At 71.5% G+C, this 23,488-nt stretch carries 21 protein-coding genes; 6 read left to right on the forward strand and 15 right to left on the reverse strand.

Going from position 1 to position 23,488, the window contains the following annotated elements; translation table 11 throughout:
• The first annotated feature begins 2 nt into the window (after positions 1-2).
• Positions 3-2,510 (forward strand): glycoside hydrolase family 3 protein, encoded by a 2,508-nt coding sequence (locus ACIQD6_RS12025; protein ID WP_401881705.1) that lies wholly within the window; start codon positions 3-5, stop codon positions 2,508-2,510.
• 149 nt (positions 2,511-2,659) lie between these two features.
• On the opposite strand, the gene ACIQD6_RS12030 is transcribed toward ACIQD6_RS12025, so the two are convergent.
• Both ACIQD6_RS12030 and ACIQD6_RS12035 read right to left on the reverse strand, forming a co-directional pair.
• Positions 2,660-3,667 (reverse strand): aldose epimerase family protein, encoded by a 1,008-nt coding sequence (locus ACIQD6_RS12030; RefSeq protein WP_401881053.1) that lies wholly within the window; start codon positions 3,665-3,667, stop codon positions 2,660-2,662.
• A 72-nt stretch (positions 3,668-3,739) separates the two neighbouring features.
• Entirely contained in the window at positions 3,740-4,585 is an 846-nt protein-coding gene (locus ACIQD6_RS12035) for an SGNH/GDSL hydrolase family protein (RefSeq protein WP_401881055.1), read from the reverse strand.
• A 469-nt stretch (positions 4,586-5,054) separates the two neighbouring features.
• On the opposite strand from ACIQD6_RS12035, the gene ACIQD6_RS12040 reads away from it, so the two are divergent.
• Together ACIQD6_RS12040 and ACIQD6_RS12045 are read left to right on the forward strand one after the other, a co-directional pair.
• Positions 5,055-5,549: a DUF3145 domain-containing protein gene (locus tag ACIQD6_RS12040; RefSeq protein WP_401881057.1), complete on the forward strand. Its 495-nt coding sequence runs from the start codon at positions 5,055-5,057 to the stop codon at positions 5,547-5,549.
• A gap of 142 nt (positions 5,550-5,691) precedes the next feature.
• On the forward strand, positions 5,692-6,567 hold the full coding sequence (locus ACIQD6_RS12045) for an NAD(P)-dependent oxidoreductase (protein WP_401881059.1): 876 nt from the start codon (positions 5,692-5,694) through the stop codon (positions 6,565-6,567).
• A 152-nt stretch (positions 6,568-6,719) separates the two neighbouring features.
• Here ACIQD6_RS12045 and fabF read toward each other — a convergent pair whose 3' ends face one another.
• The 5 genes from fabF to ACIQD6_RS12070 form a co-directional block, all read right to left on the reverse strand.
• Positions 6,720-7,982 (reverse strand): beta-ketoacyl-ACP synthase II, encoded by a 1,263-nt coding sequence (gene fabF / locus ACIQD6_RS12050; protein WP_401881061.1) that lies wholly within the window; start codon positions 7,980-7,982, stop codon positions 6,720-6,722.
• Between the two features lie 79 nt (positions 7,983-8,061).
• Positions 8,062-8,313, reverse strand: a complete 252-nt coding sequence (locus ACIQD6_RS12055) for an acyl carrier protein (protein WP_401881063.1) — start codon at positions 8,311-8,313, stop codon at positions 8,062-8,064.
• Positions 8,314-8,379: 66 nt separating this feature from the next.
• Positions 8,380-9,381, reverse strand: a complete 1,002-nt coding sequence (locus tag ACIQD6_RS12060) for a ketoacyl-ACP synthase III (RefSeq protein ID WP_401881065.1) — start codon at positions 9,379-9,381, stop codon at positions 8,380-8,382.
• Positions 9,382-9,393: 12 nt separating this feature from the next.
• Entirely contained in the window at positions 9,394-10,341 is a 948-nt protein-coding gene (locus tag ACIQD6_RS12065; protein ID WP_401881067.1) for an ACP S-malonyltransferase, read from the reverse strand.
• 83 nt (positions 10,342-10,424) lie between these two features.
• Positions 10,425-11,606 (reverse strand): PucR family transcriptional regulator, encoded by a 1,182-nt coding sequence (locus ACIQD6_RS12070; RefSeq protein WP_401881069.1) that lies wholly within the window; start codon positions 11,604-11,606, stop codon positions 10,425-10,427.
• 245 nt (positions 11,607-11,851) lie between these two features.
• On the opposite strand from ACIQD6_RS12070, the gene ACIQD6_RS12075 reads away from it, so the two are divergent.
• Positions 11,852-12,607: a pirin family protein gene (locus tag ACIQD6_RS12075; protein WP_401881071.1), complete on the forward strand. Its 756-nt coding sequence runs from the start codon at positions 11,852-11,854 to the stop codon at positions 12,605-12,607.
• Here the strand turns inward: ACIQD6_RS12075 and ACIQD6_RS12080 are convergent.
• Positions 12,599-13,417 (reverse strand): serine hydrolase domain-containing protein, encoded by an 819-nt coding sequence (locus ACIQD6_RS12080; protein WP_401881073.1) that lies wholly within the window; start codon positions 13,415-13,417, stop codon positions 12,599-12,601. The genes ACIQD6_RS12075 and ACIQD6_RS12080 overlap by 9 nt on opposite strands.
• 331 nt (positions 13,418-13,748) lie before the next feature.
• On the opposite strand from ACIQD6_RS12080, the gene ACIQD6_RS12085 reads away from it, so the two are divergent.
• The gene (locus ACIQD6_RS12085) at positions 13,749-14,213 is read left to right on the forward strand and encodes a MerR family transcriptional regulator (RefSeq protein WP_401881074.1); all 465 of its coding nucleotides are present in this window, start codon (positions 13,749-13,751) and stop codon (positions 14,211-14,213) included.
• Positions 14,214-14,219: 6 nt separating this feature from the next.
• Positions 14,220-15,254: an aldo/keto reductase gene (locus ACIQD6_RS12090; protein ID WP_401881076.1), complete on the forward strand. Its 1,035-nt coding sequence runs from the start codon at positions 14,220-14,222 to the stop codon at positions 15,252-15,254.
• An 83-nt stretch (positions 15,255-15,337) separates the two neighbouring features.
• Here ACIQD6_RS12090 and ACIQD6_RS12095 read toward each other — a convergent pair whose 3' ends face one another.
• The 7 genes from ACIQD6_RS12095 to ACIQD6_RS12125 form a co-directional block, all read right to left on the reverse strand.
• The gene (locus ACIQD6_RS12095; protein ID WP_401881078.1) at positions 15,338-16,594 is read right to left on the reverse strand and encodes an acyltransferase; all 1,257 of its coding nucleotides are present in this window, start codon (positions 16,592-16,594) and stop codon (positions 15,338-15,340) included.
• The gene (locus ACIQD6_RS12100; protein WP_401881080.1) at positions 16,591-17,646 is read right to left on the reverse strand and encodes an alpha/beta hydrolase; all 1,056 of its coding nucleotides are present in this window, start codon (positions 17,644-17,646) and stop codon (positions 16,591-16,593) included. Before ACIQD6_RS12100 ends, ACIQD6_RS12095 begins: the two co-directional genes overlap by 4 nt.
• Positions 17,647-17,826: 180 nt before the next feature.
• Entirely contained in the window at positions 17,827-18,510 is a 684-nt protein-coding gene (locus ACIQD6_RS12105; RefSeq protein ID WP_401881082.1) for a response regulator, read from the reverse strand.
• Positions 18,507-19,904: a sensor histidine kinase gene (locus ACIQD6_RS12110; RefSeq protein WP_401881084.1), complete on the reverse strand. Its 1,398-nt coding sequence runs from the start codon at positions 19,902-19,904 to the stop codon at positions 18,507-18,509. Before ACIQD6_RS12110 ends, ACIQD6_RS12105 begins: the two co-directional genes overlap by 4 nt.
• A 162-nt stretch (positions 19,905-20,066) precedes the next feature.
• A complete protein-coding gene (locus ACIQD6_RS12115; protein WP_401881086.1) occupies positions 20,067-20,972 on the reverse strand; it encodes a DUF4429 domain-containing protein in 906 nt (301 codons plus the stop codon).
• Between the two features lie 220 nt (positions 20,973-21,192).
• On the reverse strand, positions 21,193-22,413 hold the full coding sequence (locus ACIQD6_RS12120; protein WP_401881088.1) for an alpha/beta hydrolase: 1,221 nt from the start codon (positions 22,411-22,413) through the stop codon (positions 21,193-21,195).
• 344 nt (positions 22,414-22,757) lie between these two features.
• Positions 22,758-23,465: a TetR/AcrR family transcriptional regulator gene (locus ACIQD6_RS12125; protein WP_401881090.1), complete on the reverse strand. Its 708-nt coding sequence runs from the start codon at positions 23,463-23,465 to the stop codon at positions 22,758-22,760.
• Between the last annotated feature and the right edge of the window lie 23 nt (positions 23,466-23,488).

Consider the following 23,488-nt stretch of genomic DNA (forward strand, 5'->3'; position numbering starts at 1 on the left):
CCGTGACAGGCGCATCCACCACCCGGGCCGACCAGGCACGCGAAGCCGTCGTCGAGGCGGCGCTCGGCAAGCTCGATCTGGACGCCAAGGCACGGCTGTTGGCCGGCCAGGACATGTGGTCCCTGCCGGGGCTCCCCGAGATCGGGCTGGCCTCCCTGGTGATGTCCGACGGCCCCATCGGTGTCCGCGGGATCCGCTGGACCGCCGACGACCCGTCCGTCGCCCTGCCCTCGCCGACCGCGCTCGCCGCCACTTGGGACCCGGAGCTGGCCCGCCGGGCCGGGCGGCTGCTCGCGCAGGAGGCCCGCCGCAAGGGCGTGCACGTACTGCTGGCGCCGACCGTCAATCTGCACCGATCGCCGCTCGGCGGGCGCCACTTCGAGGCGTACAGCGAAGACCCGTACCTCACCGGCGAGATCGGCACCGGCTATGTCCGCGGTGTCCAGGACGGCGGAGTCGGCACCACCGTCAAGCACTTCGTCGCCAACGACGCCGAGACCGACCGCTTCACCGTCGACAACATCGTCTCCCCGCGCCCCCTGCGCGAGCTGTATCTCGCGCCCTTCGAGGCCATCGTCGCCCACGCCCGCCCCTGGGGCATCATGGCCGCGTACAACCAGGTCAACGGCTCGACCATGACCGAACACCGCTACCTCCAGAACGAAGTCCTGCGCGGTGAATGGGGCTTCGACGGCTACATCGTCTCCGACTGGCTGGCCGCCCGCTCCACCGTCGGCGCCCTCCTCGGCGGTCTCGATGTCGCGATGCCGGGACCGAGGACGGTGTACGGAGAGGCCCTCGTCGCCGCCGTCGGGGCCGGTGAGGTGGCGGAGCCCGCCATCGACGACGCCGTACGGCGTGTGCTGCGGCTCGCCGCCCGCGTCGGCATCCTGGACGGCGCCCCGCCGGCCGTCACCGAACTCCCCGCGCCCCTCGACGGCGAGGCCCTGGCCCGCGAGGTCGCGCGCCGTTCCTTCGTCCTCGTACGCAACGAGGTACGAGGCGAGTCCGGCGACGGGCGCCGGGCTCTCCCGATCACCCCGGACGGGGCGTCCGGCCGGACCGGCACCATCGCGCTCATCGGGGCCGCCGCCCGCGACGCCCGGGTCCTCGGCGGCGGCTCGGCCGTGGTCTTCCCCGACCACATCGTCTCCCCGCTCGACGGGCTCACCCGGGCCCTGCCCGAGGGCGCCCTGACCTACTCCGTCGGCGCCGACCCCAACGACGAACTCGCCGACGCCGACAAGGGATTCGAGCTGACCGCCATCTGCCGCGCGGCCGACGGGCGGGTGCTCGGCACCTCCACCGTCCCCGGCGGCCGGGTGCAGTGGGCCGGCGCCGACATCCCCGAGGGAGTCACCCACGAGGCACTGCACACCGTCGAGCTGACGGGCCGGTTCGTCCCCCGGGAGAGCGGCGAGCACGCCTTCGGCACCCGTGGCCTGGGCGGTTTCTCCCTCGCCATCGGAGGCGACGCCGTCTTCGACGGTACGCAGGAACCCGGCCTGGCCTCCGACCCGTTCGAGGCGTTCTTCGGCGGCCCGGTGGAGCGCGCCCGCGTCGAGCTGACCGAGGGCGAGGAGGTCGAGATCTCGCTTCTGCACACCGTTCACAAGATCCCGGACGCCCCGATCCAGGCCGTCGCCTTCTCCCTCCTCCACCTCGGCCCGCGCCACGACCCCGACGAACTGATCGCGGAGGCCGTCGAGGCCGCCCGCGCGGCGGACACGGCGGTCGTCGTGGTCGCCACCACCGAACGCGTCGAGTCCGAGGGCTTCGACCGCGTGAACCTGAAGCTGCCGGGCCGTCAGGACGATCTCGTACGAGCCGTCGCCGCCGTCAACCCGGACACCGTGGTGGTCGTCAACACCGGCTCCCCGGTGGAGCTGCCGTGGCGTGAGGACGTGGCCGCGATCCTGCTCAGCTGGTTCCCGGGACAGGAGGGCGGCGCGGCCCTCGCCGATGTCCTGCTGGGCGCGGCGGAGCCCGGCGGCCGGCTGCCCACCACCTGGCCGGTCGCCCTGGCGGACGCACCGGTCTCGGCGACCACCCCGGCGGACGGCGAACTCCACTACACCGAGGGCGTGTTCATCGGCTACCGCGCCTGGGAACGGGCGGGGACGACCCCCGCGTACCCCTTCGGCCACGGCTTCGGCTACACCGACTGGGAGTACGAGACGCTCGCGGCGACCCCGGCCGACGCCCGGGTCCGCCTGCGCAACACCGGCACACGCACGGGCCGTGAGGTCGTCCAGATCTACCTGGCACCGGTGCCCGGCCAGGGCCCGGACACCCCGGAACGCCCGGCGCGCTGGCTGGCCGGCTTCGCTCCGGTCGAGGCAGGACCGGGCGAGAGCGTCGAGGTGCGGATCCCGCTCCGGCGCCGGGCGTTCGAGATCTGGGACGAGGAGTCGGGCGCCTGGTCGTTCGTCCCCGGTACGTACGAGGTCCAGGCCGCCCGCTCGGTCACCGACCGCCGGCTGACCGGCCTGGTGGAGGCGCGGGCGTAACCGCCCACCGGCGCGCGGGCGCAACCACGTACCGGCGCGCGGGCGCAACCGCGTACCGGCGCGCGGGGTGGAGAAACGTACGGCCCCGGGGCGGACCTGACACCGCCCCGGGGCCGTATGCGCGCTCCTCGCCGGTCTGCCACGTTGGTCTACCGGCGCACACCGAAGGCATACGTCGTGCTCGACGCGTACACCTCGCCGGGCCGCAGCACCGTGCTCGGGAAAGCGGGCCGGTTGGGGGAGTCCGGGAAGTGCTGGGTCTCCAGCGCGATGCCCTCGCCGGGACCGTACGGCTTCCCGTCGAAGTGGTCACCGGTGTAGAGCTGGAGCCCCGGTTCGGTGGTGGCGACGGTCAGCACACGCCCTGACACCGGGTCGTACAGCTCGGCCGCGGTCCGCTCCCCGTCCTGGCTCTCCCCGTCCTGGCTCTCGTCTCCGTCCAGAACGAAGTTGTGGTCGTAGCCGGGACCCACCGGGCGCGACGTACGGAAGTCGAAGCGCGTGCCGTCGACCGGCGCCAGCTCCCCGGTCGGCATCGTGGAGTCGTCCACCGGAGTGATCCGTCCGGCCGCGATCCGCAGCAGGTGCCCGGTCGCCGGGCCGCTGCCCGCGCCGGTCAGGTTCCAGTACGTGTGGTTCGTCAGATTGACGTGCGTGGGGGCGTCCGTCACCGCGCGGTAGCCGATCCGCAGCGCGCCGTCCGCGTCCAGCGTGTACGTCGCCGAGACCTCCAGGCGGCCGGGGAATCCCTCCTCGCCGTCCGGGCTGATCCGGGAGAGCCGTACGCCGTGGCCGCCGACCGCCTCCGCGTCCCACACCCGCCGGTCGAAGCCTTCCTCGCCGCCGTGCAGATTGTTCGGCCCGTCGTTGCGCGCGAGCCGGTACGTCCGGCCGTCCAGAGTGAAGGCCGCTCCCGCGACGCGGTTGGCGTAACGGCCCACCAGGGCACCGAAATACGACCCTCGGGACTCCGGATAGCCCGCGGCGTCCGGTAAGCCGAGCACCACGTCGGCGACGTTCCCGTTCCGGTCGGGCACCTCGACCGACTGGAGGACACCGCCGTACGTCAGCAGCCGTATCCGGGTACCGGCGCGTTCGAGGGTCCAGCGGTGAAAGGGCGTGCCCTCGGGGGTCGTACCGACACGTTCCGTGTTCATGACAGTCACGATCAGGACCCTACGCCGCGCTGCCCGCGGCCGGAGTCACTCACGCCGTCCGGAAATCAGGCTCTACGCGGGCGGCTTGGCCGACGTGACATTGCGGTACGCGATCTCCGCGAGCCGGCCCTGCCCGTTCTTGCTCGGATGGAACCAGTCCCAGTGGCTCAACTGCTCGCCGGTGAACCGGTAGTCGAAGACCGCACCGCCGTCGTACCGGCAGCGCCGGTCCTTCGCGCACACGTCCTTCAGCACCCCGTTGTACGCCACGACCCGCTCGTAGACGTTGTCCCGCCGCTTCTTCGCCCGCTCGCTCATGTCCTGCGAGTCCCCGAGCATCGTGGCGCAGATCCCCAGCTTCCAGATCTGCCGGCCCAGCGGATTGCCGCGCCCGGTCGACCAGAGCCGTTTGAGGTCCGGCACGCTCGACACGTACACCTGCGCCTTGGGCGCCCCGGCGCGCAGTTGACGCATCGACGCCTCGAAGGACGTGCGGAAGTCGTCGACCGGTGTCATCTGCCTCGCCGTGTCCTGGCAGGCGTCGTTGGCCCCCACCATGACCGTGACCAGTTCGGGCTCGCGCTGTGCGGCCTGCGCCATCTGGCCGGGCAGGTCGGACATCTTGGCGCCGGTCTGGGCGTGGTTCCAGCTGCGGTTCTTCGTGGCGGGCGCACCCAGGAGCCGGAGAGCGAGGCTGCGCACCTCGCTGTCCGTACCCGTCGACCAGGACGCCTGCGGGCAGTCCGCGAGCACCACACACGCGTCGAAGCCGCGGGTGATCGAGTCGCCGACGGCGGCCACCGAGGCGGGGCTGCGGTTCCAGACGGGAGTGGGGCGCGGGGACGGCTCGGCGTCCCCGTCGCCGGACCCGGAGCAGCCCGCCAGCGCGCCGGACACGGCGAGCAGCGTGGCGGTCATGGCGGCGACGCCGGCCCGTGACCGGTGCCCGGGACCCCGCCGCTCGCTCCCACTCAGGACACGGTCCCGCGCAGGGTCGTGCGGCCGGCCCGGAGCGCTGCTCGCGCCCCGGCCCGGGACGGGGCTTCCGCCTCGTTCCGAGCTCTCAAGGGTCTTCCGCACCAAGGCCTCCCCGGTCGGCGTCGTCTGGTGTCCTCTGGCATCTTCGGCGTCCTACGGTGCCTTCAGACATCCGGCGGCCTCCTGGCGAGTGAAAGCTTCGCGTATATCGGAGCCGAGACCGACGGTACGTCACCCCGGGTCCCTCGCCGCACGGTAGCTTTTCCCACGTCGAACCAGAGGCGCCAGATCTCTGGGCTCCGGTAAATTACATCACGTCACATGCTGTCCCTTTTGCGGAGTTTTACTCCCGATGCTGTTTACTGAGGCCGCTGGGAAAGGCGAACCTCGTCCCACACTGGAGGTCCCGGTGACGACACGTGGAGTTCTGTACGTGCACTCCGCACCGCGCGCGATGTGCCCGCACGTCGAATGGGCGGTGGCTGGTGTGCTGGGCCAGCGGGTCCAGCTCGACTGGATCCGGCAGCCGGCCTCGCCGGGCACCTGGAGAGCCGAGGTGTCCTGGAAGGGCCGGGCGGGCACCGGCTCCAAGATCGCTTCCGCACTGCGCGGCTGGCAGATGCTCCGGTTCGAGGTGACCGCGGAGCCGTGCGCCACGGCCGAGGGCGAGCGCTACAGCGCCACTCCCGACCTGGGCATCTTCCACGCCGTCACCGGCATGCACGGCGACATCCTGATCCCGGAGGACCGGCTGCGCGCCGCGCTCGTACGCTCCCAGCAGGGTGAGACCGCCTTGGAGGCGGAGGTCGCCAAGCTGCTCGGCAAGCCGTGGGACGACGAACTGGAGCCGTTCCGGTACGCGGGCGAGGGCGCCCCGGTCCGCTGGCTGCACCAGGTCGTCTGAGCGCACCGGAGCCTCCGGGCGCGCTCAGCTCGACGCTCCGGGCGCGCGCCTGGCCGACCTCGCCCTCGGACCGACCGACCTCGGACCGATCGCCCTCCCGGCCTTCCGAGCGCGCCGGAGCGAGCCGTCTTACCGTGGTCCCATGCCTGACCAACTCGCAGTAGCTGTCCTCGGCACCGGCATCATGGGCGCCGCGATGGCCCGTAATCTCTGCCGCGCCGGCCACGACGTCCGCGTCTGGAACCGGACCCTCGCCAAGGCCGAACCCCTCGCCGCCGACGGTGCCACGGTCGCCGCCACGCCCGCCGAGGCTGTGGCCGACGCCGATGTCGTCCTCACCATGCTGTACGACGGCCCGGCCGCGCTGGAGGCCATGACGGCCGCGGGCCCCGGACTGCGGCCCGGCGCCATCTGGCTCCAGTCCACGACCGCGGGAGTCGAGGCCATCGCCCCGCTGGCCGATCTGGCCCGCCGGCAGGGCCTGGTCTTCGTCGATGCCCCCGTTCTCGGAACCAAGGCACCCGCCGAGGACGGCGAACTCCTCATCCTTGCGGCGGGCCCCGAAGAGGCCCGCACCCCGCTGGCCCCCGTCCTCGACGCCGTGGGCCGGCGTACGGTCTGGCTGTCCGACGACGGCACCACCGGCGCGGCCAGCCGCCTGAAGCTCGTCTGCAACAGCTGGGTGCTGGCCCTCACCAACGGTGCCGCCGAGGCGCTCTCCCTGGCCAAGGGCCTGGGCGTCGACCCGCAGTACTTCCTGGAGGCGATGGCCGGCGGCTCCCTGGACTGCGGCTACCTCCACGCCAAGGCCGCCGCGATCATGCGGGACGACTACACCCCGAGCTTCTCGGTCACCACGGCCGGCAAGGACGCCCGCCTGATCGTCGAGGCCGGTGCGGCCGAAGGCGTACGCCTGGACGTCGCGGCAGCGGGCGCGGAACGTTTCCGCCGGGCGGAGGCCCAGGGGCACGGCGACAAGGACATGGCGGCGACGTACTTCGCGAGCTTCGACCGCTGAGACCGGCACGTACGGACGAGGCGGACGGACGAGGCGGACGAGACAGACGCGTACGGAAGAGACCGCCCCGTCCGGACACGACACGTACAGACGAAACGAGACGCCCGGCCGGGGGAAGCCCCGGCCGGGCGTCTCGTTCGCGCGTCGTGCGATCAGACCGTACGCAGCGCCAGCACCACGTTGTGGCCGCCGAAACCGAACGAGTTGTTGATCGCCGCGATCGTGCCGCTCGGAAGCGCGCGCGGTTCGTCGCGTACGACGTCCGCGTCCACCTCGTCGTCCAGGTCGTCGACGTTGATCGTCGGCGGGGCCGTGCGGTGGTACAGCGCGAGGGCCGTGGCCACCGTCTCGATGCCGCCCGCCCCGCCCAGCAGGTGGCCCGTCATCGACTTCGTGGCGGAGATGGCGACATGTTCGAGATCGTCGCCCAGCACCATGCGCAGCGCCTTGATCTCCGCCAGGTCGCCCTGCGGCGTGGACGTGGCGTGCGCGTTGAGGTGGGCGACCTCGGACGTCTTGAGGTCCGTGGAGTCCAGCAGGTTCTGGAGCGCCTTGGCGATACCCCGGCCGGTGGGCTCCGGCTGGGCGATGTGATGGGCGTCCGAGGACAGGCCCTGGCCGAGAACCTCGCAGTAGACCCGCGCCCCGCGCTTCGCCGCGTGCTCGGCGGACTCCAGGACGAGGACGCCCGCGCCCTCGCCGAGGACGAAGCCGTCACGCGCCTTGTCGTACGGCCGCGATGCCTTGGTGGGTTCGTCGTTGTTCTTGGACATCGCCATCATGTTGGCGAACGCGACGACGGGCAGCGGATGGATGGCCGCTTCCGTACCGCCGGTGACGACCACGTCGGCGCGGCCGGTGCGGATCATCTCCACCGCGTAGCCGACGGCCTCGGCGCCCGAGGCGCAGGCGGAGACCGGGGTGTGCACGCCCGCGCGGGCGCCCACTTCCAGGCTGACGTTGGCGGAGGGGCTGTTCGGCATCAGCATCGGCACGGTGTGCGGGGAGACGCGGCGGACGCCCCGCTCCTTGAGCACGTCGTACTGGTCGAGCAGGGTGGTCACGCCGCCGATGCCGGAGGCGATCACGGTGCCGAGCCGGTCGGGGTCGACGGAGGTGTCGTCGCCGGCCCTGGCGGTGTAACCCGCGTCCGCCCAGGCCTCCCGGGCCGCGATCAGCGCGAACTGCGCCGAACGGTCCAGTTTGCGGGCGAGCGGACGGGGCAGTACATCGCCCGGGTCGACCGCCGCCGTGGCGGCGATACGGACCGGCAGCTCGGCGAAGCGTTCGTCCTCCAGGGGACGTACCCCGGAGCGGCCCGCGAGCAGGCCGTCCCAGGTCGATGCGCTGTCGCCACCCAGCGGTGTGGTTGCGCCGATACCGGTGACGACCACGGTGCGATTGGTCGAGCTCACTGGAATTCTTTCTCCACGTGTAGAGGGTGCTGAATTTTTACGGCGCCACCACCAGGTGGCGTCAGCCGTGCTGCCCGGGTCAGGCAGCCTGGTGCTTCAGGATGTAGGCGGCGGCGTCGCCGACCGTCTTCAGGTTCTTGACGTCGTCGTCCGGGATCTTGACGTCGAAGCGCTCTTCGGCGGCGACGACGACCTCGACCATGGACAGCGAGTCGACGTCCAGGTCGTCGGTGAAGGACTTGTCCAGCTGAACGTCCTCGACCGGGATACCGGCGATCTCGTTCACGATCTCGGCGAGACCGGCGACGATCTCTTCCTGGGTGGCGGCCATGTGGGCGCTCCTTCGATATTGAGCTGACGGAAATATGGGAACACGCTCCGGAAAGATCCGGTGTGCCTAGGGGAGGGTAACGACCGTCGCGGCGTACACGAGACCCGCCCCGAAGCCGATGACGAGCGCGGTGTCACCGCTCTTCGCTTGTCCGGTCGCCAGGAGCCGCTCCATCGCGAGCGGGATCGAGGCGGCCGAGGTGTTGCCGGTGGTCTCCACGTCACGGGCGACCGTGACGCTCTCCGGCAGTTTGAGAGTCTTCACCATCGAGTCGATGATCCGCATATTGGCCTGGTGCGGAATGAAGACGTCCAGGTCTGCCGCGCTGATCCCGGCCGCGTCCAGCGCCTGCTGGGCGACCTTCGCCATCTCGAAGACGGCCCAGCGGAAGACCGCCTGGCCCTCCTGCGTGATGGCCGGGAACTTCGCCACGGTGCCGTTGCGGTAATCGTCCCACGGCACGGTCTGCTTGATCGTGTCGGACTTGTCACCCTCGGAGCCCCAGATGGTCGGTCCCATCATCGGGCCCTTCGCCGGGCCGACCACGACCGCGCCCGCGCCGTCACCGAACAGGAAGGCCGTCGCGCGGTCCTCCAGGTCGGTCAGGTCGGAGAGCCGCTCGACACCGATCACCAGGACATGCTCCGCCGAGCCCTCGACGACCATGCCCTTGGCCAGGGTCAGCCCGTAGCCGAAGCCGGCGCAGCCCGCCGAGATGTCGAACGCGGCCGGCTTGCCCGCGCCGATCCTGTCGGCGATCTCGGTCGCGACGGCCGGGGTCTGCTTGAAGTGCGAGACGGTGCAGACCACCACGGCGCCGATCTGCTCGGGCGTGATCCCCGCGTCGGCGATCGCCTTGCCCGAGGCCTCGATGGACATCGCGGCGACGGTCTCCTCGGGGGAGGCCCAGTGCCGGGTCGCGATGCCGGAGCGCGAGCGGATCCACTCGTCGGACGAGTCGATCGTCTCCAGGATCACCTCGTTGGGCACGACACGGGTCGGGCGGTAACCGCCCACACCCATGATGCGCGCGTACGGGGCGCCCTTGCTCGGCTTGATCTTCGACATGCTCTCGGACTCCTATTCAGCCGTGGAGGAGTGCTCGGCGATCAGCGTCCGGGCGGCGTCGAGGTTGTCGGGGGTCTTGAGCGCCAGGGGCTTCACACCGGGCAGGGCGCGCTTGGCGATGCCGGTGAGGGTGCCGCCGGGGCACAGCTCGATCAGCGCGGTCGCGCCCAGGTCCTGGAAAGTCTCCATGCACAGGTCCCAGCGGACCGGATTGGCGACCTGGCCGACCAGGCGTGTCACGACCTCGGCACCGGTGGCGACGGCCAGCCCGTCCCGGTTCGAGACGTACGGGACGGCCGGGGCGGCGGCGTCGAGCGAGGCGGCGGCCGCTTCGAGCTTCGCGACCGCGGGGAGCATGTGCTCCGTGTGGAACGCCCCGGCGACCTTGAGCATCACCACACGGCGTACGCCCTCCGGCTTGTCGGACTCCAGCGCGGCGAGCTGTTCGAGCGTGCCCGCGGCCACGATCTGGCCGGCGCCGTTCACATTGGCCGGGGTCAGGCCGAGCTTCTCCAGATGCGCGACGGTGGTCTCGGGGTCACCGCCGAGCAGCGCCGCCATCCCGGTCTCCGTGACCGCGGCGGCTTCGGCCATGGCCAGGCCACGGGCCCGTACGAGCTTCAGGGCCTCGTCGTCCGTGAGCACACCGGACAGCGCCGAGGCGGCCAGTTCACCGACGCTGTGGCCCGCCGTGGCGCCGACCTCACGTGCCACGTCCTCGGTGGCCGGGAAGAGCTGACGGGCGGACAGCAGTGCGGCGGCGACCAGCAGGGGCTGGGCGATGGCGGTGTCACGGATCTCGTCCGCGTCGGCTTCTGTGCCGTAGTGGACAAGGTCCAGGTCAAGGGCGTCGGACCAGGCCCGCAGCCGATCTTCGGCACCGGGGAGGTCGAGCCAGGGGGTCAGGAAGCCGGGCGTCTGAGCGCCTTGGCCGGGAGCGACGAGTACGAGCACCCTCACACTCTCTCTTGCGGACGGTCCTCGGCGCCCGTGGGGACAGGGACGAAGAACTGTCGGGGTAATTGTTGGGGTACGACAAAAGTCTAGGACTGGGGATCCCCGTCGGCCAGGCGTCCCAGGATCAGGGCAATCCGCAGCGTGAAGGCGGACCTGACATCGGAGGGTGACCAGCCGGTGACGTCAGTCACACGTCGCAGCCGGTAGCGCACGGTGTTGGGGTGTACGAAGAGCATCCGGGCGGCGCCTTCCAGACTGCTCGCCTGCTCCAGATAGACACTCAGAGTCTCCAGCAGTGCCGACCCCGCTTCCTCCAGCGGTCTGTAGATCTCCTCCACCAACTGGTCGCGCGCGGCGGGGTCGGCGGCGATCGCGCGCTCCGGCAGCAGATCGTCGGCGAGCACCGGGCGCGGTGCGTCCTGCCAGGCGGAACAGGCCTTGAGCCCGGCGGCCGCGGCCTGCGCCGATTTAGTGGCGGCCAGCAGGTCGGGCACCACCGGACCGGCCACCACCGGACCGGCGGCGTAGGGGCCGATCAGTGACTTGGCGACCTGGAGGGGGTTGTCGCTGCCGCCGGCGATCACCACGAGCCGGTCGCCGAGCACCCCGGTGAGGACCTGGAGCTTGGCGTGCCGGGCGGCCCGGCGGATCGCCTCGACGATCAGTTCGCTGTCCCCGTCCGGGGCGGTGCCGAGCAGTACGCAGACATGCTCGGGCGAGTTCCAGCCGAGGGCCGCCGCCCGGGAGATCGCGCCCTCGTCGGCCTCCCCGGAGAGCACGGCGTTCACGACGAGGGACTCCAGCCGCGCGTCCCACGCGCCCCGGGCCTCGGCGGCCTGCGCGTACACCTGGGCCGTCGCGAAGGCGATCTCCCGCGCGTACACGAGCAGTGCCTCGCGCAGTACGGACTCGTCGCCCGGCGCCGCGACCTCCTCGATCGCCGACTCCATGACCACCATCGTGGTCCGCACCATCTCCACGGTCTGGCGCAGTGTGATCGCGCGCGTCAGCTCGCGCGGTGCCGTGCCGAAGACATCGGTGGAGATGGCCTGCGGGGCCTCCGGGTGACGGAACCACTCGGTGAACGCGGCGATACCGGCCTGGGCGACCAGCCCGATCCAGGAACGGTTCTCCGGCGGCATCGCCCGGTACCACGGCAGCGTCTCGTCCATACGGGCGATGGCGCTCGCGGCGAGCCGTCCTGATGACTGTTCCAGCCGCCGCAGCGTCGCGGGATGCGGATGGGGTTCGTTCGAGGGTTCAGACACGGGGACAAGACTGCCTTATCGGGAAGGGGCGGCGCGGGGGTGGGGTGGAGGGGTGCGTCCTGTGGATCTTTCCCGCGCGGGGGGCCCGCGCGCCGATCCGGCCTGATCGGGCTGGATCAGGCTTGATCCAAGCTGATCGATCCTGAGTGAATGTGGCCCGCTCGGCCGGTCCTGTCTGGTTCTGTGCGGTCCGGTTCGATGTGATCCGATCCGGCCCACGGGACGCCCTCCACTACCGTGGGACCGTGATTTTCGTACGGCACGCGGCGGAGCGTTACGCCGGCGGCGACCCGGCCGCGGGCATCGAGTCCTTGCACGCCTTCTCCTTCGGACACTTCTACGATCCGGACAACCTGCGCTTCGGCGCGGTCCTCGCCTGCAACGAGGAGCGGCTCGCGCCGGGTGCGGGATTCGACGAGCATCCCCACAGCCATACGGAGATCGTCACCTGGGTCGTCGAGGGCGAGCTGACACACCGCGATTCGGCCGGGCACGCCACGGTCGTCAGGGCGGGCGACGTCCAGCGGCTCAGTTCGGCCGGCGGAGTGCGGCATGTGGAGCGCAACGACGGCGAGCGGCCGCTGGTCTTCGTACAGATGTGGCTCGCGCCGCTGGAGCCGGGCGGCGAGCCGGTGTACGAGATCGTGCGGGGCATCGCCGACTCCACGCCGTACGCCCTTCCGCAGGCCGGGGCGATGCTGCACGTGCGGCGACTCCAGGAGGGTGAGCGCTCCGCCGTGCCGGACGCGCGGTCCGTGTACGTCCATGTGGTGCGCGGCGGGGTACGGCTCGACGGCGGCGCGGGGCAGGGCGGGAGTGTCGGTACGGATACGGATACGGGTGCGGGTACGGAGCTGGGGCCCGGCGACTCGGCGCGGATCACGGACGCGGCGGGCCTGGAGCTGACGGCGACCGGGCTGGAGCCGTCGGGAAGGGATCCGGCGGCGGGGCCGGGAACCCCGCCGTCGGCCGAAGTGCTGCTCTGGGAGATGTCAGGCTGAGCGCAGCTCGCTCAGCACGGCGTCGGTGAAGGGCGGCCAGGCCTCGATCGCCCACGAGCCGAAGTCCCGGTCGGCCAGCGCCACACACGCCGCCCCCGCGTCCGGGTCGACCCACAGGAACGTACCCGACTGGCCGAAGTGCCCGACCGTACGCGGCGAGGACGAACCACCCGTCCAGTGCGGGGACTTGGCGTCCCGGATCTCGAAGCCCAGACCCCAGTCGTTGTTCTTCTGGTTGCCGTAACCGGGCAGGACACCGGACAGCCCGGGGTGCACGACCGTCATCGCGTCGAGGACCGTGCGCGCGTCGAGCAGCCGGGGCGCCTGGAGCTCGGCGGCGAACCGCACCATGTCGTCCACGGTCGAGACGCCGTCCTTGGCGGGCGAACCGTCCAGGGACGTCGCGTCCATCCCGAGCGGTTCGAGCACCGCCTCGCGCAGGTAGTCGGCGAACGGGATGTCGGTGGCCTTGGCGACATGGTCGCCGAGCACCTCGAAGCCCGCGTTGGAGTAGAGCCGGCGCGTGCCGGGCCCGCTCGACGCGCGGTGCTCGTCGAAGGCCAGACCGCTCGTGTGTGCGAGCAGATGACGGACCGTGGACCCCTCGGGCCCGGCCGGCTCGTCCAGTTCGATCGCCCCTTCCTCGTACGCCACGAGCACCGCGTACGCGGCGAGCGGCTTGGTCACGGAGGCGAGGGGGAAGCGGTGCGACGTGGGGCCGTACGACGCGAAGACGGTGCCGTCGGCTCGTACGACGGCGGCCGCTGCGGTAGTCACGGGCCAGTTCTCGATCAGCGCCTTGCTCTGCATGGCTACGACTTTAGACCGGCCGACGATCGGGGGGTGGCGTCGCGGGGGTGGGCACGCGCATCTGCGGCGTTGTCGTCCCTCACCAACGCTCCGCGTTGACTCGGTCCTCCGCCTTGCACCTGCACGCACCCACTCCCGCTCCTTCTCCCACCCCCCGATCGTCGGCCGGTCTTGGACCGACCGGCGATCGGGAGGCGGCGTCGCGGGGGTGGGTGCGGGGGCGCCCCAGGACCGTGAGGTTCCTGGGGCAGGAGCCCAATCGGGGGCGCCACGAAACTCCTGACCTTTTCCCCTTGCTTGGAGTGCACTCGAAGGATTTAGCGTTGACATCATGACGCTGACCGAGGGCAGGCTCGTACGGACGGATCGCGTGGACGGCTGCGCTCCGGCTCCTCCGGCGCATCCACGTCCGGACGGCAAGGACCGGTACACGATCAGTGAGGTCGCCGCCCTCACCGGCCTCAGCGCCCACACCCTGCGCTGGTACGAGCGGATCGGCCTGCTGCCCGACGTGGACCGGTCGCACACCGGGCAGCGCCGCTTCAGCAACAAGGACCTGGACTGGCTCGGTTTCGTCGGAAAGCTGCGGCTGACCGGGATGCCGGTGGCCCACATGGTCCGTTACGCCGAGCTGGTCCGGGCAGGTGAGGAGACGTTCGAGGAGCGGCAGGAGCTGCTGGAGAGCACGCGGCGTGATGTGCTGGACCGGATCGAGGAGCTCCAGGACACGGTCGCCGTTCTCGATCTGAAGATCGGTATTTACGCGGACGCCCGCAAGGCGTCGGAGAGGGTCTGAACCCTGATGAGCGACAGCAAGAGCGACAAGATCGAAAAGGTGCTGCTCGGAGCCGGGGGCCCGGAGGTCGGCGCTCAGGGCCTCGGCTGCATGGGGATGAGCTTCGCGTACGGGCCGACGGACGTGGACGAGGCGCGGGCCACTCTGGAGCGCGCCTTCGAGCTGGGTGTGACGCTGTACGACACGGCGGACGTGTACGGATTCGGCGAGAACGAGAAGTTCATCGCGCCGTTTGTCCGGGAGCACCGCGACGAGATCATCCTGGCCACGAAGTTCGCGCTGGGGATGGACCGGGCCGACCCCACCAAGCGGGTCATCCGCAATGACCGCCCGTACATCCGCGAGTGCGTCGAGGGAAGCCTCCAGCGCCTCGGGGTGGACGAGATCGACCTGTACTACATGCACCGGCGCGATGTGAACGTCCCCATCGAGGAGACGGTCGGCGCCATGGCGGAACTGGTGGCCGAGGGCAAGGTCAAGTACCTGGGGCTCAGCGAGGTCACCGCCGACGAGCTGCGCGCGGCGCACGCCGTGCACCCGATCGCCGCCGTGCAGTCGGAGTGGTCGCTGTTCAGCCGGGACATCGAGGCGCGGGTCGTGCCCGCCGCCGCCGAGCTGGGTGTCGCGCTCGTGCCGTACTCGCCGCTCGGGCGTGGCTTCCTGACCGGCGCGTTCGTCAACGCCGACCAGGAACTGAGCGCCGACGACTTCCGCCGCCAGCAGCCCCGCTTCACCGGTGACAACGCAGCCTCGAACGCCGCGCTGCTCGAACCGGTGCGCAAGATGGCCGAGGGGCGGAACGCCACGCTCGGGCAGGTCGCGCTCGCCTGGGTGCAGCAGCAGGCGGCGGTGCGCGGGCTGGCCGTCGTACCGATCCCGGGGACCCGCAAGCGCAGCCGGGTCGAGGAGAATACCGCGGCGACGCACCTGATCCTCACCGAGAGCGAGCTTCAGCTGCTGGAGCCGATCGCGGACCGGGTGGCCGGTGGCCGGTACTACGACATGACGTTCACCTCGGCCGGTCGCGAGGAGTCCTCGTAGGCGCTGCGGGCCCCCTGGTCGCCGGGGTTGCCGGGGCCGCCGTGACCCCGTAGCTCCTGTCGGCTGCCGCCGGGGCCTCCGGCTCACGTCAGCCCCAGCGCGAACAGGGCGAAGCCCGCCGCGAGCAGCCCCGCCGCTGCCGCGCGGCGGGCTTTCGCCGCGCGCGTCCCCGTCTTCCAGGGCCCGTCGAAGCCGCGCGCGTACCGCCCGATGACCACGAGCAGCGTGGCGAACAGCGGCATCCAGGTCAGCCGGGCCACGATCCAGCCCAGGGAGTCGGGGGCGGTCGTCAGGCCCGCCACCGGACCGAGGAAGGAGCCGGGCACGGCGACCGCGAGCATCGCCGTCTGGTGCCAGCACAGGATCGTCATCGCGGAGAGGTTGACGACGACGACCGGCGCCCACACGGCGGGCTTCGTCAGCAGACGTCCGATCCGGTCCCGCAGCAGGATCGCCGCGCCGCTCTGGGCCGCGGCCAGGGCGAGGACCAGCAGTGACGGCGGATGCGAGTTCGTACGGACCTCACCGGGGACGCCGACCATCGACGCCGGGTAGTGGAAGACGAGCAGCAGCGCGGCGAAGAGGACCGAACCGCCGACGAGCAGGACCCGGGCCCCTCGCCGGCCGATCCTGCCCTCGCCCCAGGAGACCCCGATCTGATAGGCGAAGAGCCAGCCCGGCAGCACGTTCACCATGCTCAGCCAGGACGGCATGGTGTCGGCGTACGGTCCGTAGCGCAGGAAGTCGACGACGGCGACGGTCACCAACAGGGGAGCGGCGGCCCAGGCGCCCATCGCGTGCGCGGCGCGCACACAGTACGGCGTCAGCGCGGTCACCACGGTGTAGACGCCCACGAACCACAGGGGCTGGACGATCAGCGTCGATCCGGTACGCAGAGTGGCCTCGGGCACCCCGAGCCCGTACAGCACCGGGACCAGCACCGCCCAGACGGCCGTCACCCCGAGGACGGGCCTGCCCAGCCGGACCAGACGCTGCCGGAGCCAGGCGCTGGTCGTGGCCGGCCTCCTGCGGTACGAGAGCACGGAGGCGTACCCGCCCACCAGGAAGAAGATGCCCAGCATCTGGAGCACCCAGCTCACGGGCGCGAAGCCGCCGAAGGTGGCGAGCGGGCTGGCGTTGTGGAGCGCGCCGTCACGGTCCAGGGTGAAGCCGCCGAGCAGCCAGTGCCCGGTCGGTACGGCGAGCACCGCGAGGGCGCGCAGTCCGTCGATCGCGCGGTCGCGGTGGGCGGGGGTGCGTGCCTCGATCTTCTCGATGGTCCCGGCGAGCGCCGTCCGGCGGGTCGGGCGTGTGGGACTCGTGGAATCTGTCCGGCTCATCGGACGTCTCCCCGAGTCTCTCCCCGCGCGATGGCGGCGAAAGCGCGGAGCGAGTCGCTGCCGGGGGCGAAGTAGCCGGTGTGCCCCCGGGCCTCCTCGGCGGGCACCCGGCGGGCGCCGAAGTCCCGTGCGGTCGGGTCCTGGCCATGTCCCAGGCCCATGAGTTCGACGTTCGGGACCTTCGAGATCCAGTCGGAACGGTCCTTGGCGGCCCAGACGCGTGCGTCGGTACGGAGGTCCGCCACGTCGGCGGCGCGCATACCGGGGGAACCGAGCACCACGATGTCGGAGGCGTTCACCGCGTGGGCGGCGAGCCCGCACACCACGGAGCCGTAGCTGTGGCAGAACAGCACGGGTTTCTCGGCCCCGGCCGCCGCGAGCCCCTGGGTGAACCGGGCCAGACGCGCCGCTCCGGCCTCGGCGAGATCACCGCCGGCGGCATCCGGGCCGACCCCGAGGGGAGTGGTGTAGCCGGTCCAGGCGACGACGGCGGTACGGCCGCCCGTCGCGGCTCGCAGCGAGGCGGCCATACCGGCGGGGGTGCCGTAAGGATCGTGCGTACGGTCGAAGTTCGCCGCGTCGATGTCCGAACCCGGTACGACGACGGACACATGACGGGTGCCGGTCAGATCGCCGTACACCTCGGCGGCCTGTCCACGGCCGCGCGGGTCGAAGGCGAGGATCTGGCGGCCGGGTTCCGCGAGCCGGTCGTAGCGCGGGTCGTGCTCGGCCCGTACAGCCAGGGAGTTGGCCTCGTACCGCAGTGCGACCGGCGCACCGTCGAGATTGCCGACGACGAGCGGATGATCGCGGAGCAGCTTCTGTCGCTGACGCGGCGTCAGCGAGGCGAAGAATCGCGACACTTGGGCAGGTGAGGCCGTCGCCGGATCGGGCAGGGCCCGGCCGAGCGAACCATCCGCACGCCAGGCGGCGCTCCCCACGGGCGGCCCGGTCACGGCCCGCTGCGCACTCCCGGAGGCCCAGCCCACCGTGCCCCCGGCCATGGTCGTCGCCAGCACTGCGGCGGCCAGGGTCCTCTTGTAGCGGCGCATGTGCGCCTCCTTCTTCTGCTGCTCGTCCGTGGAGGTGGCGAGCAGGAAGGTAAGGAGACGGTGCGCGGGCGGGCGTCACACCGGGGAGCCAACTGCCGGGTGATACCTGGGTAGGGGTGGTCCTGGAACGGAAAAGGGAACGGTCCGAGCCGGGGCGCGCCGGTCCGCGCCGGGGCGGAGTCAGGCGGGCGCGTCGCCCGGTGTGACCAGGCCCGACTCGTACGCGAAGATCACCGCCTGCGCGCGGTCGCGCAGATCGAGCTTGGACAGTACGCGGCCTATATGGGTCTTCACCGTCTGCTCGGCGACCACGAGACGGTCGGCGATCTCCTGGTTGGACAGGCCCCGGGCGATCAGTTCGAGCACTTCGGTCTCGCGAGGGGTGAGGCCGTTCAGCCGCAGGGACGGGTCCCTGCGCGGGGCGGGCCGCCGCTGGGCGAAGTCCGCGATCAGCCGTCGGGTCACGGACGGCGCGAGCAGCGCCTCGCCGGCCGCGACGATCCGTACCGCCGCGATCAGGTCGGCCGGGGGCGCGTCCTTGAGCAGGAACCCGGACGCCCCGGCGCGCAGCGCCTCGTACACATAGTCGTCCACGTCGAAGGTGGTCAGCATCAGCACCTTCGGGAGATGGACCACGCCCGCCGGCGGGTTCAACAGCTCCCGGGCGGCGGCCAGTCCGTCCATCTCCGGCATCCGGACGTCCATCAGGACCACGTCCGGATGGACGGAACGGCTCACCTCGACGCCCCGGCGGCCGTCCGGCGCCTCGCCGACCACATCGATGTCGGCCTGCGCGGAGAGCAGCGCGGCGAACCCCGCGCGCACCATGGCCTGGTCGTCGACAACGATCACACGGATGGTCAAGGGGAGTCCTTCGGGCCGGAGTCGGAGCCGGTAGGAGCCGGGTCCGCGTGGCGGAGCCGGGCCGCGTCCGCGAGGGGGAGTTGTGCGGCCACCCGGAAGCCGCCGTCGGGCAGCGGACCGGTGTCCAGCGTGCCACCGGTCAGCCGTACGCGCTCACGCATCCCGACCAGCCCGTGCCCTGTCCCGGTGGTCTCCAGCGGTGAAGTGCGGCCTTCAGTACGGCCGTTGACGACGAGGACGGTCAGCCGGTCGCCGTCGGAGGTCACCGAGACCCGGGTCCGCGCGCCGGGCGCGTGGCGCACCACGTTGGCGAGTGCCTCCTGCACGATGCGGTACGCGGACAGATCCACGGCCGGCGGTACGGGACCCAGGTCGGCGGCCAGCGACAACTCGGCCGGGACTCCGGCCCGTACCGTCGCCTCCACCAGCTGCTGCACCCGGTCGAGCCCCGGCTGCGGCGCCCGCTCGCTCTCCGTACCGTCACTGCGCAGTACCGAGAGCAGCCGCCGCATCTCGGCCAGCGACTCGCGCGCGCTCGCGGCGATCGTGGAGAACTCCTCGCGCGCGGGGTCCGGCAGGCCCTCGATCCGGTACGGGGCGGAGTCCGCCTGCACCGTGATCACCGACATGTGGTGGGCCACCACATCGTGCAGCTCACGGGCGATACGGGCGCGCTCCTCCAGCAGTGTGCGCCGGGCGCGCTCCGCCTCGCTGATGTTCTCCTGTTCCACCAACTTGCGCTGGGCGTCGCCGCGTTCGCGCAGCGCGGCGGTAACGACCAGTGTCACGCCGGCGAGTACGGTCAACAGCAGATGGGAGCCGTCGCTGTGCTTCTGCGAGATCAGTTCGAAGAAGAAGCCGGCCGCGCCCGTCGCCAGCCAGACGGCGAGCAGAGTACGGCGTGATGCACGCAGCCCCAGGCAGATCATCAGCACCACGTAACCGACGATGACCGTGGGTGGCCACGGCCAGGAGCGGCCCGCGATGCCGTCCGCGCTCTGGAGCAGCACCGCACCGACGACATCGGCGGTGAAGATGATCCACCACGCCTGGAGGGGCCGGGTCACCGCGAGCAGCAGGGGCGCGCTCTGCGCGGTGGCGAGCGCGCCCGACCAGGCGCCGCCCAGCCGGTAGTCGCCCATGAGGACGGATGTGGTGGTCGGCAGCAGCGACACGGCGAAGCCGAACGCCACGACGTACGGCGCGAGCCGCTGCCACGGCCGGGGCGCGTGGGCGAACAGCGGCTCGGTGGATTCCGCCGGCGTGCGCAGCGCGCCGAACAGCGCCCGCAGCGCGGGGAGCGCCCACGAGCCGAGCGGAGTCCGCGAACCGAGCGGGGCTCGTGGCGGGTTACGGGGTGCGGGCGGGGGTGCGGGCGGGGGTGCGCTACTCATGACCCGTTACAGGGTAGGCAGCGCCGGGTGGACGGGCGTCATACCGGGGAGCTGGTCCGAATGTCATACCGGGGTATGACGTCCCGGTCCCGTCCGGAGGGCTGTCCGTCCCGGTCCCGGCCGGACGGCTGACCGTCACAGTCCCGTCCGGAGGTCTGTCCGTCACAGCTCCGCCAGCAACTCCGCCTTCTTCGCCGTGAATTCCTCGTCCGTCACCAGTCCCGCCTGATGCAGCTCGCCGAGATGCCGTATCCGGTCCGCGACGTCGGCCGGGTCGCGACGGCCGGACACCACGGCGTGCACCGGGACTACGGCACGGTTCGTCGCCGCGCCCTGGACCGCTTCCAGGACGGCCGCCGCGAACGGCAGCGACTCGTGCACCGGTCCGTAGCCGAGCCCGAAGACAACGGCCGCCGGGTCGTGGTCCACCTGGGGCGGCTGCGCCGGCCCCGTACCGTCTCCGTCGCGCCGCAGCAGTCGCAGATAGCCGTCGAAGAGCTCGGGAGAGCGCCATTCGACCCCTTGCAACTCCCCGACCGGGAGGTCCTGATCGCCCGCCTTCCACTTGGCGGAGGACGCGCCCGTCCAGAACCAGCGGAAGACGACCCGTTCCCCGTCGAAGGAGGCCTTGCCGTCGTACGCCTTGAAGTTCAGGGGAGGTTCGGGCGCGGCCACCAGATAGCGTTCGGCAGCCTCCTGCTCCAGGGACAGCCCCTGGCCCCGGCCTCGCGTACGGGCCAGCGCGGCCCGCAACTCGTCGGCGTAGTACTCCGCGAGGGTCTCGCGATCGGCCGGCAGCACCAGCCGGTACGGATCACCACTCGCCTTCAGCTGCCCGGCCGCCGCCTCCACGAGGGGGTCGGCGCCGGCTCTCGGCACAGCGTGCAGCACCACCGTTCCGCGTTTGCCGGGAGTGAGCGACACCGATGACAACGCCTCGTGGGGGATGCGACGTTCGCCGAGCGCCTGAAAGAGCTTCGGCGTCCGTATCCCCCGTTCGAAGCGGATGAGCACGGAGTCGCTTTCGAACTCCCAGGTGGCATGAATCCCCGCCAGCACATCACCCATGTGCTTCATCGTAGGCGGCGCGCGCGCCTGAGTCCCCTGCCGCAGCGAACCATTTCTACGCGCGTCCGATGTACGCCACGGTCCGAGCCCGTTCCCGCCCCGCCCTGAGACCGTTCCCGTGCCGCTTCGGGCCGCCCCTGAGACCGATCCGCGCCCCGAACCGGTCCTTGACCTGAGCCTGTTCGTGGATCAACAGGCACCAGCCCTCCGCCGGTCGGTCTCAGCCCGCCATGCTCACGCCGGACGAGGCGATTCCGCTCCGGCAGGCCGTCGCGCCGTCCGCGCAGGTCACCGCGCGGTACGAACCGACCCCGATGTCCGCGAAGTTGTCGAGGCTCTCCGTACCGGGTTGGAAGTAGCCGGCGTGGCCGACCGCGCCGGACGACGAGAGCACCCGTGCCCCGAAGGCCCGGGTCACCGGGTCCGCGCCGTGTCCGAGCCCGCCGACCGCCATGTACGGGACGTCCTGGATCCAGTCGTCCTGGTCACGCATGGCCCACACGCGGGCGTTGGTGCGCAGCTGTTCCGCGCTCCCGACCCGCATCCCGGGGCTGCCCGCGACCGCCACGTCCGTGACCCGGCCCGGCAGCGTATGGGCGGCGACGCCGCACACCACGGAGCCGTAGCTGTGGCAGAAGAGCGAGACCCGGGACTTCCCCGGCAGTGCCGCGGTGAGCGCGGAGAGCCGTACGGCACCGTCCTCGGCGAGCTTGCCGATCGCCGCGTCCACACCGAGACCGGCGGGCGAGGTGTAGTCGGCCCAGGCGATGACGGCGGTAGGGGTGCCGGGATCGGCTTTCTGTTCGGCGGAGTACAGCGACTCGGCCATGCCCACCGGCGCCGTGTAGGGGCGGTTCGTCTTCTCGAACGTCAGGACGTTCGTGTCGACTCCGGGAACCACCACCGAGACGCGCTCGGCGCGGTCGAGATCACCGAAGACCTCGGCCGCCCGGCCCTTCCCCGACGGGTCGAAAGCGAGAATCTGCCGACCGCTGCTGAGCATCGACTCGAACCGGCTCATCCGGCGGCTCGCCTGCTGCCGGCCGTCGGCCGACAGCCTGCCGTCCTGCATACGGCGCTCCTCCACCCCACGCGCATGGAGCAGGGCCAGCCGGTTGGCGCGGTAGCGCAGCGTGACCGGCGCACCGTTGAGATTGCCGACGACGAGCGGATACCGGGTGGTCAGCCTCTCCTGCTGAGTGGTGCTGAGGGAGGCGAAGAAAGAGGCCAGCCGCTTCGCCGAGGTGTTCGGCGACGGCAGGTCGTGGGCTCCTATCCGGCCCCGCTCCCACGCCGACAGGGCGACCTTCAAAGGCTCGCCGGGATCGCGCTGATGCTGGACAGCGGTCCATCCGGTGGACGCCAGCATCACGAACACCACGGCGATGGCGAGCAGAGCCCGCCATGCGCCGAGGGTGGGGGAGGAGTCGAAGGAAGTCACTGCCCATAACCCTAGGCCGAGCGCGGGGGCCCTCGCGACGAGGGTGAGGCAGATCACGGGTTCCGGGGGGTTGAACCGCCGGTAACCTCACCGATTGTGCACGCCGCACACACGCTCCGGCGCATCGCGGGCGCCCGGAGCGGAAACGGAACGAGGGCGTGGTGGCGGCGAGGCAAGCACGGGGCGGGCACGGAATGGGAACGGAACGGAAACGAAGGGGCATTCGGCGTGGCGTGCCACGCGGGCGTACGCGGAGGCGCCGCGGGAGCGGCCTGGGCGTGCGCGGAGGTGCCGCGGGAGCGTGGGCGTACGCGGAGGCGTGCGGGGCAGGCGGAGGCGCGTGGTCAGGCGGGCCCCGAGCCCTCTCGCTCCGGCCGCTGCCACTCCCCGGCGAGTACCGGGGTCAGCTGGTCGAGATAGAGCTCGGTCAGCTCGCGCAGCGACTCCAGGTCCGCTTCCTGCCTCCGGCCCCAGAGCCGTCCGGTCAGCCGCATCACCCCGGTGAACGCGGCGACGGCCACCCGTGGCCGCGGATCCGTGTTCACGTCGAGGCCTTCGCGGTCGGCGATCAGCCGTGCGAGCCCGTCCTCAAGGTCGACGGAGCGCCGCAGATGGACGGCGGCGAGGGGCGGGGTCGATTCGATCATCAGGCACGTCCGCATGTAGAGCCCGACCGGCATGACGGTCTCGATGGTCTCGACGACGGTGCTCCAGGCGGACGTGATGGCGTGCCGCATCGCCTCGAACGGTGGCTCTGTGGCGGGCCGGGTGCGCAGCGCCTCGATGAGCGCGTCCTCGACCATGTCCATCGCGGTGAAGGCGACCTCTTCCTTGCTGGCGAAATAGCGGAAGAAGGTGCGCTGCGAAACCTCCACGGCGTCCGTGATCTCGTCGATGGTGGTCTGTTCGTACCCCTGAGTGGTAAACCGTTCAAGCGCCACGCGCAGCAGGGCGTCGTGCGTGCGTCGCTTCTTGCGGGCGCGCAGCCCGGCCGGCCGTTCAGCCGGCTGAACGGCCGGCTGCTCGGTGGTGATGTCGTGCGTGGGGGTCACCACATGGCCCTCATGTGCACCGC

Source organism: Streptomyces sp. NPDC088400 (genome assembly GCF_044753355.1).
Classification (GTDB): domain Bacteria; phylum Actinomycetota; class Actinomycetes; order Streptomycetales; family Streptomycetaceae; genus Streptomyces.

Bases quoted from the DNA above. Each gene is read 5' to 3' on its own strand.
- ACIQD6_RS12030 (WP_401881053.1), bottom strand. From the start codon at position 3,667: ATGAACACGGAACGTGTCGGTACGACCCCCGAGGGCACGCCCTTTCAC.
- ACIQD6_RS12035 (WP_401881055.1), bottom strand. From the start codon at position 4,585: ATGACCGCCACGCTGCTCGCCGTGTCCGGCGCGCTGGCGGGCTGCTCC.
- ACIQD6_RS12045 (WP_401881059.1), top strand. From the start codon at position 5,692: ATGCCTGACCAACTCGCAGTAGCTGTCCTCGGCACCGGCATCATGGGC.
- ACIQD6_RS12055 (WP_401881063.1), bottom strand. From the start codon at position 8,313: ATGGCCGCCACCCAGGAAGAGATCGTCGCCGGTCTCGCCGAGATCGTG.
- ACIQD6_RS12060 (WP_401881065.1), bottom strand. From the start codon at position 9,381: ATGTCGAAGATCAAGCCGAGCAAGGGCGCCCCGTACGCGCGCATCATG.
- ACIQD6_RS12080 (WP_401881073.1), bottom strand. From the start codon at position 13,417: ATGCAGAGCAAGGCGCTGATCGAGAACTGGCCCGTGACTACCGCAGCG.
- ACIQD6_RS12085 (WP_401881074.1), top strand. From the start codon at position 13,749: ATGACGCTGACCGAGGGCAGGCTCGTACGGACGGATCGCGTGGACGGC.
- ACIQD6_RS12090 (WP_401881076.1), top strand. From the start codon at position 14,220: ATGAGCGACAGCAAGAGCGACAAGATCGAAAAGGTGCTGCTCGGAGCC.
- ACIQD6_RS12095 (WP_401881078.1), bottom strand. From the start codon at position 16,594: ATGAGCCGGACAGATTCCACGAGTCCCACACGCCCGACCCGCCGGACG.
- ACIQD6_RS12100 (WP_401881080.1), bottom strand. From the start codon at position 17,646: ATGCGCCGCTACAAGAGGACCCTGGCCGCCGCAGTGCTGGCGACGACC.
- ACIQD6_RS12110 (WP_401881084.1), bottom strand. From the start codon at position 19,904: ATGAGTAGCGCACCCCCGCCCGCACCCCCGCCCGCACCCCGTAACCCG.
- ACIQD6_RS12115 (WP_401881086.1), bottom strand. From the start codon at position 20,972: ATGGGTGATGTGCTGGCGGGGATTCATGCCACCTGGGAGTTCGAAAGC.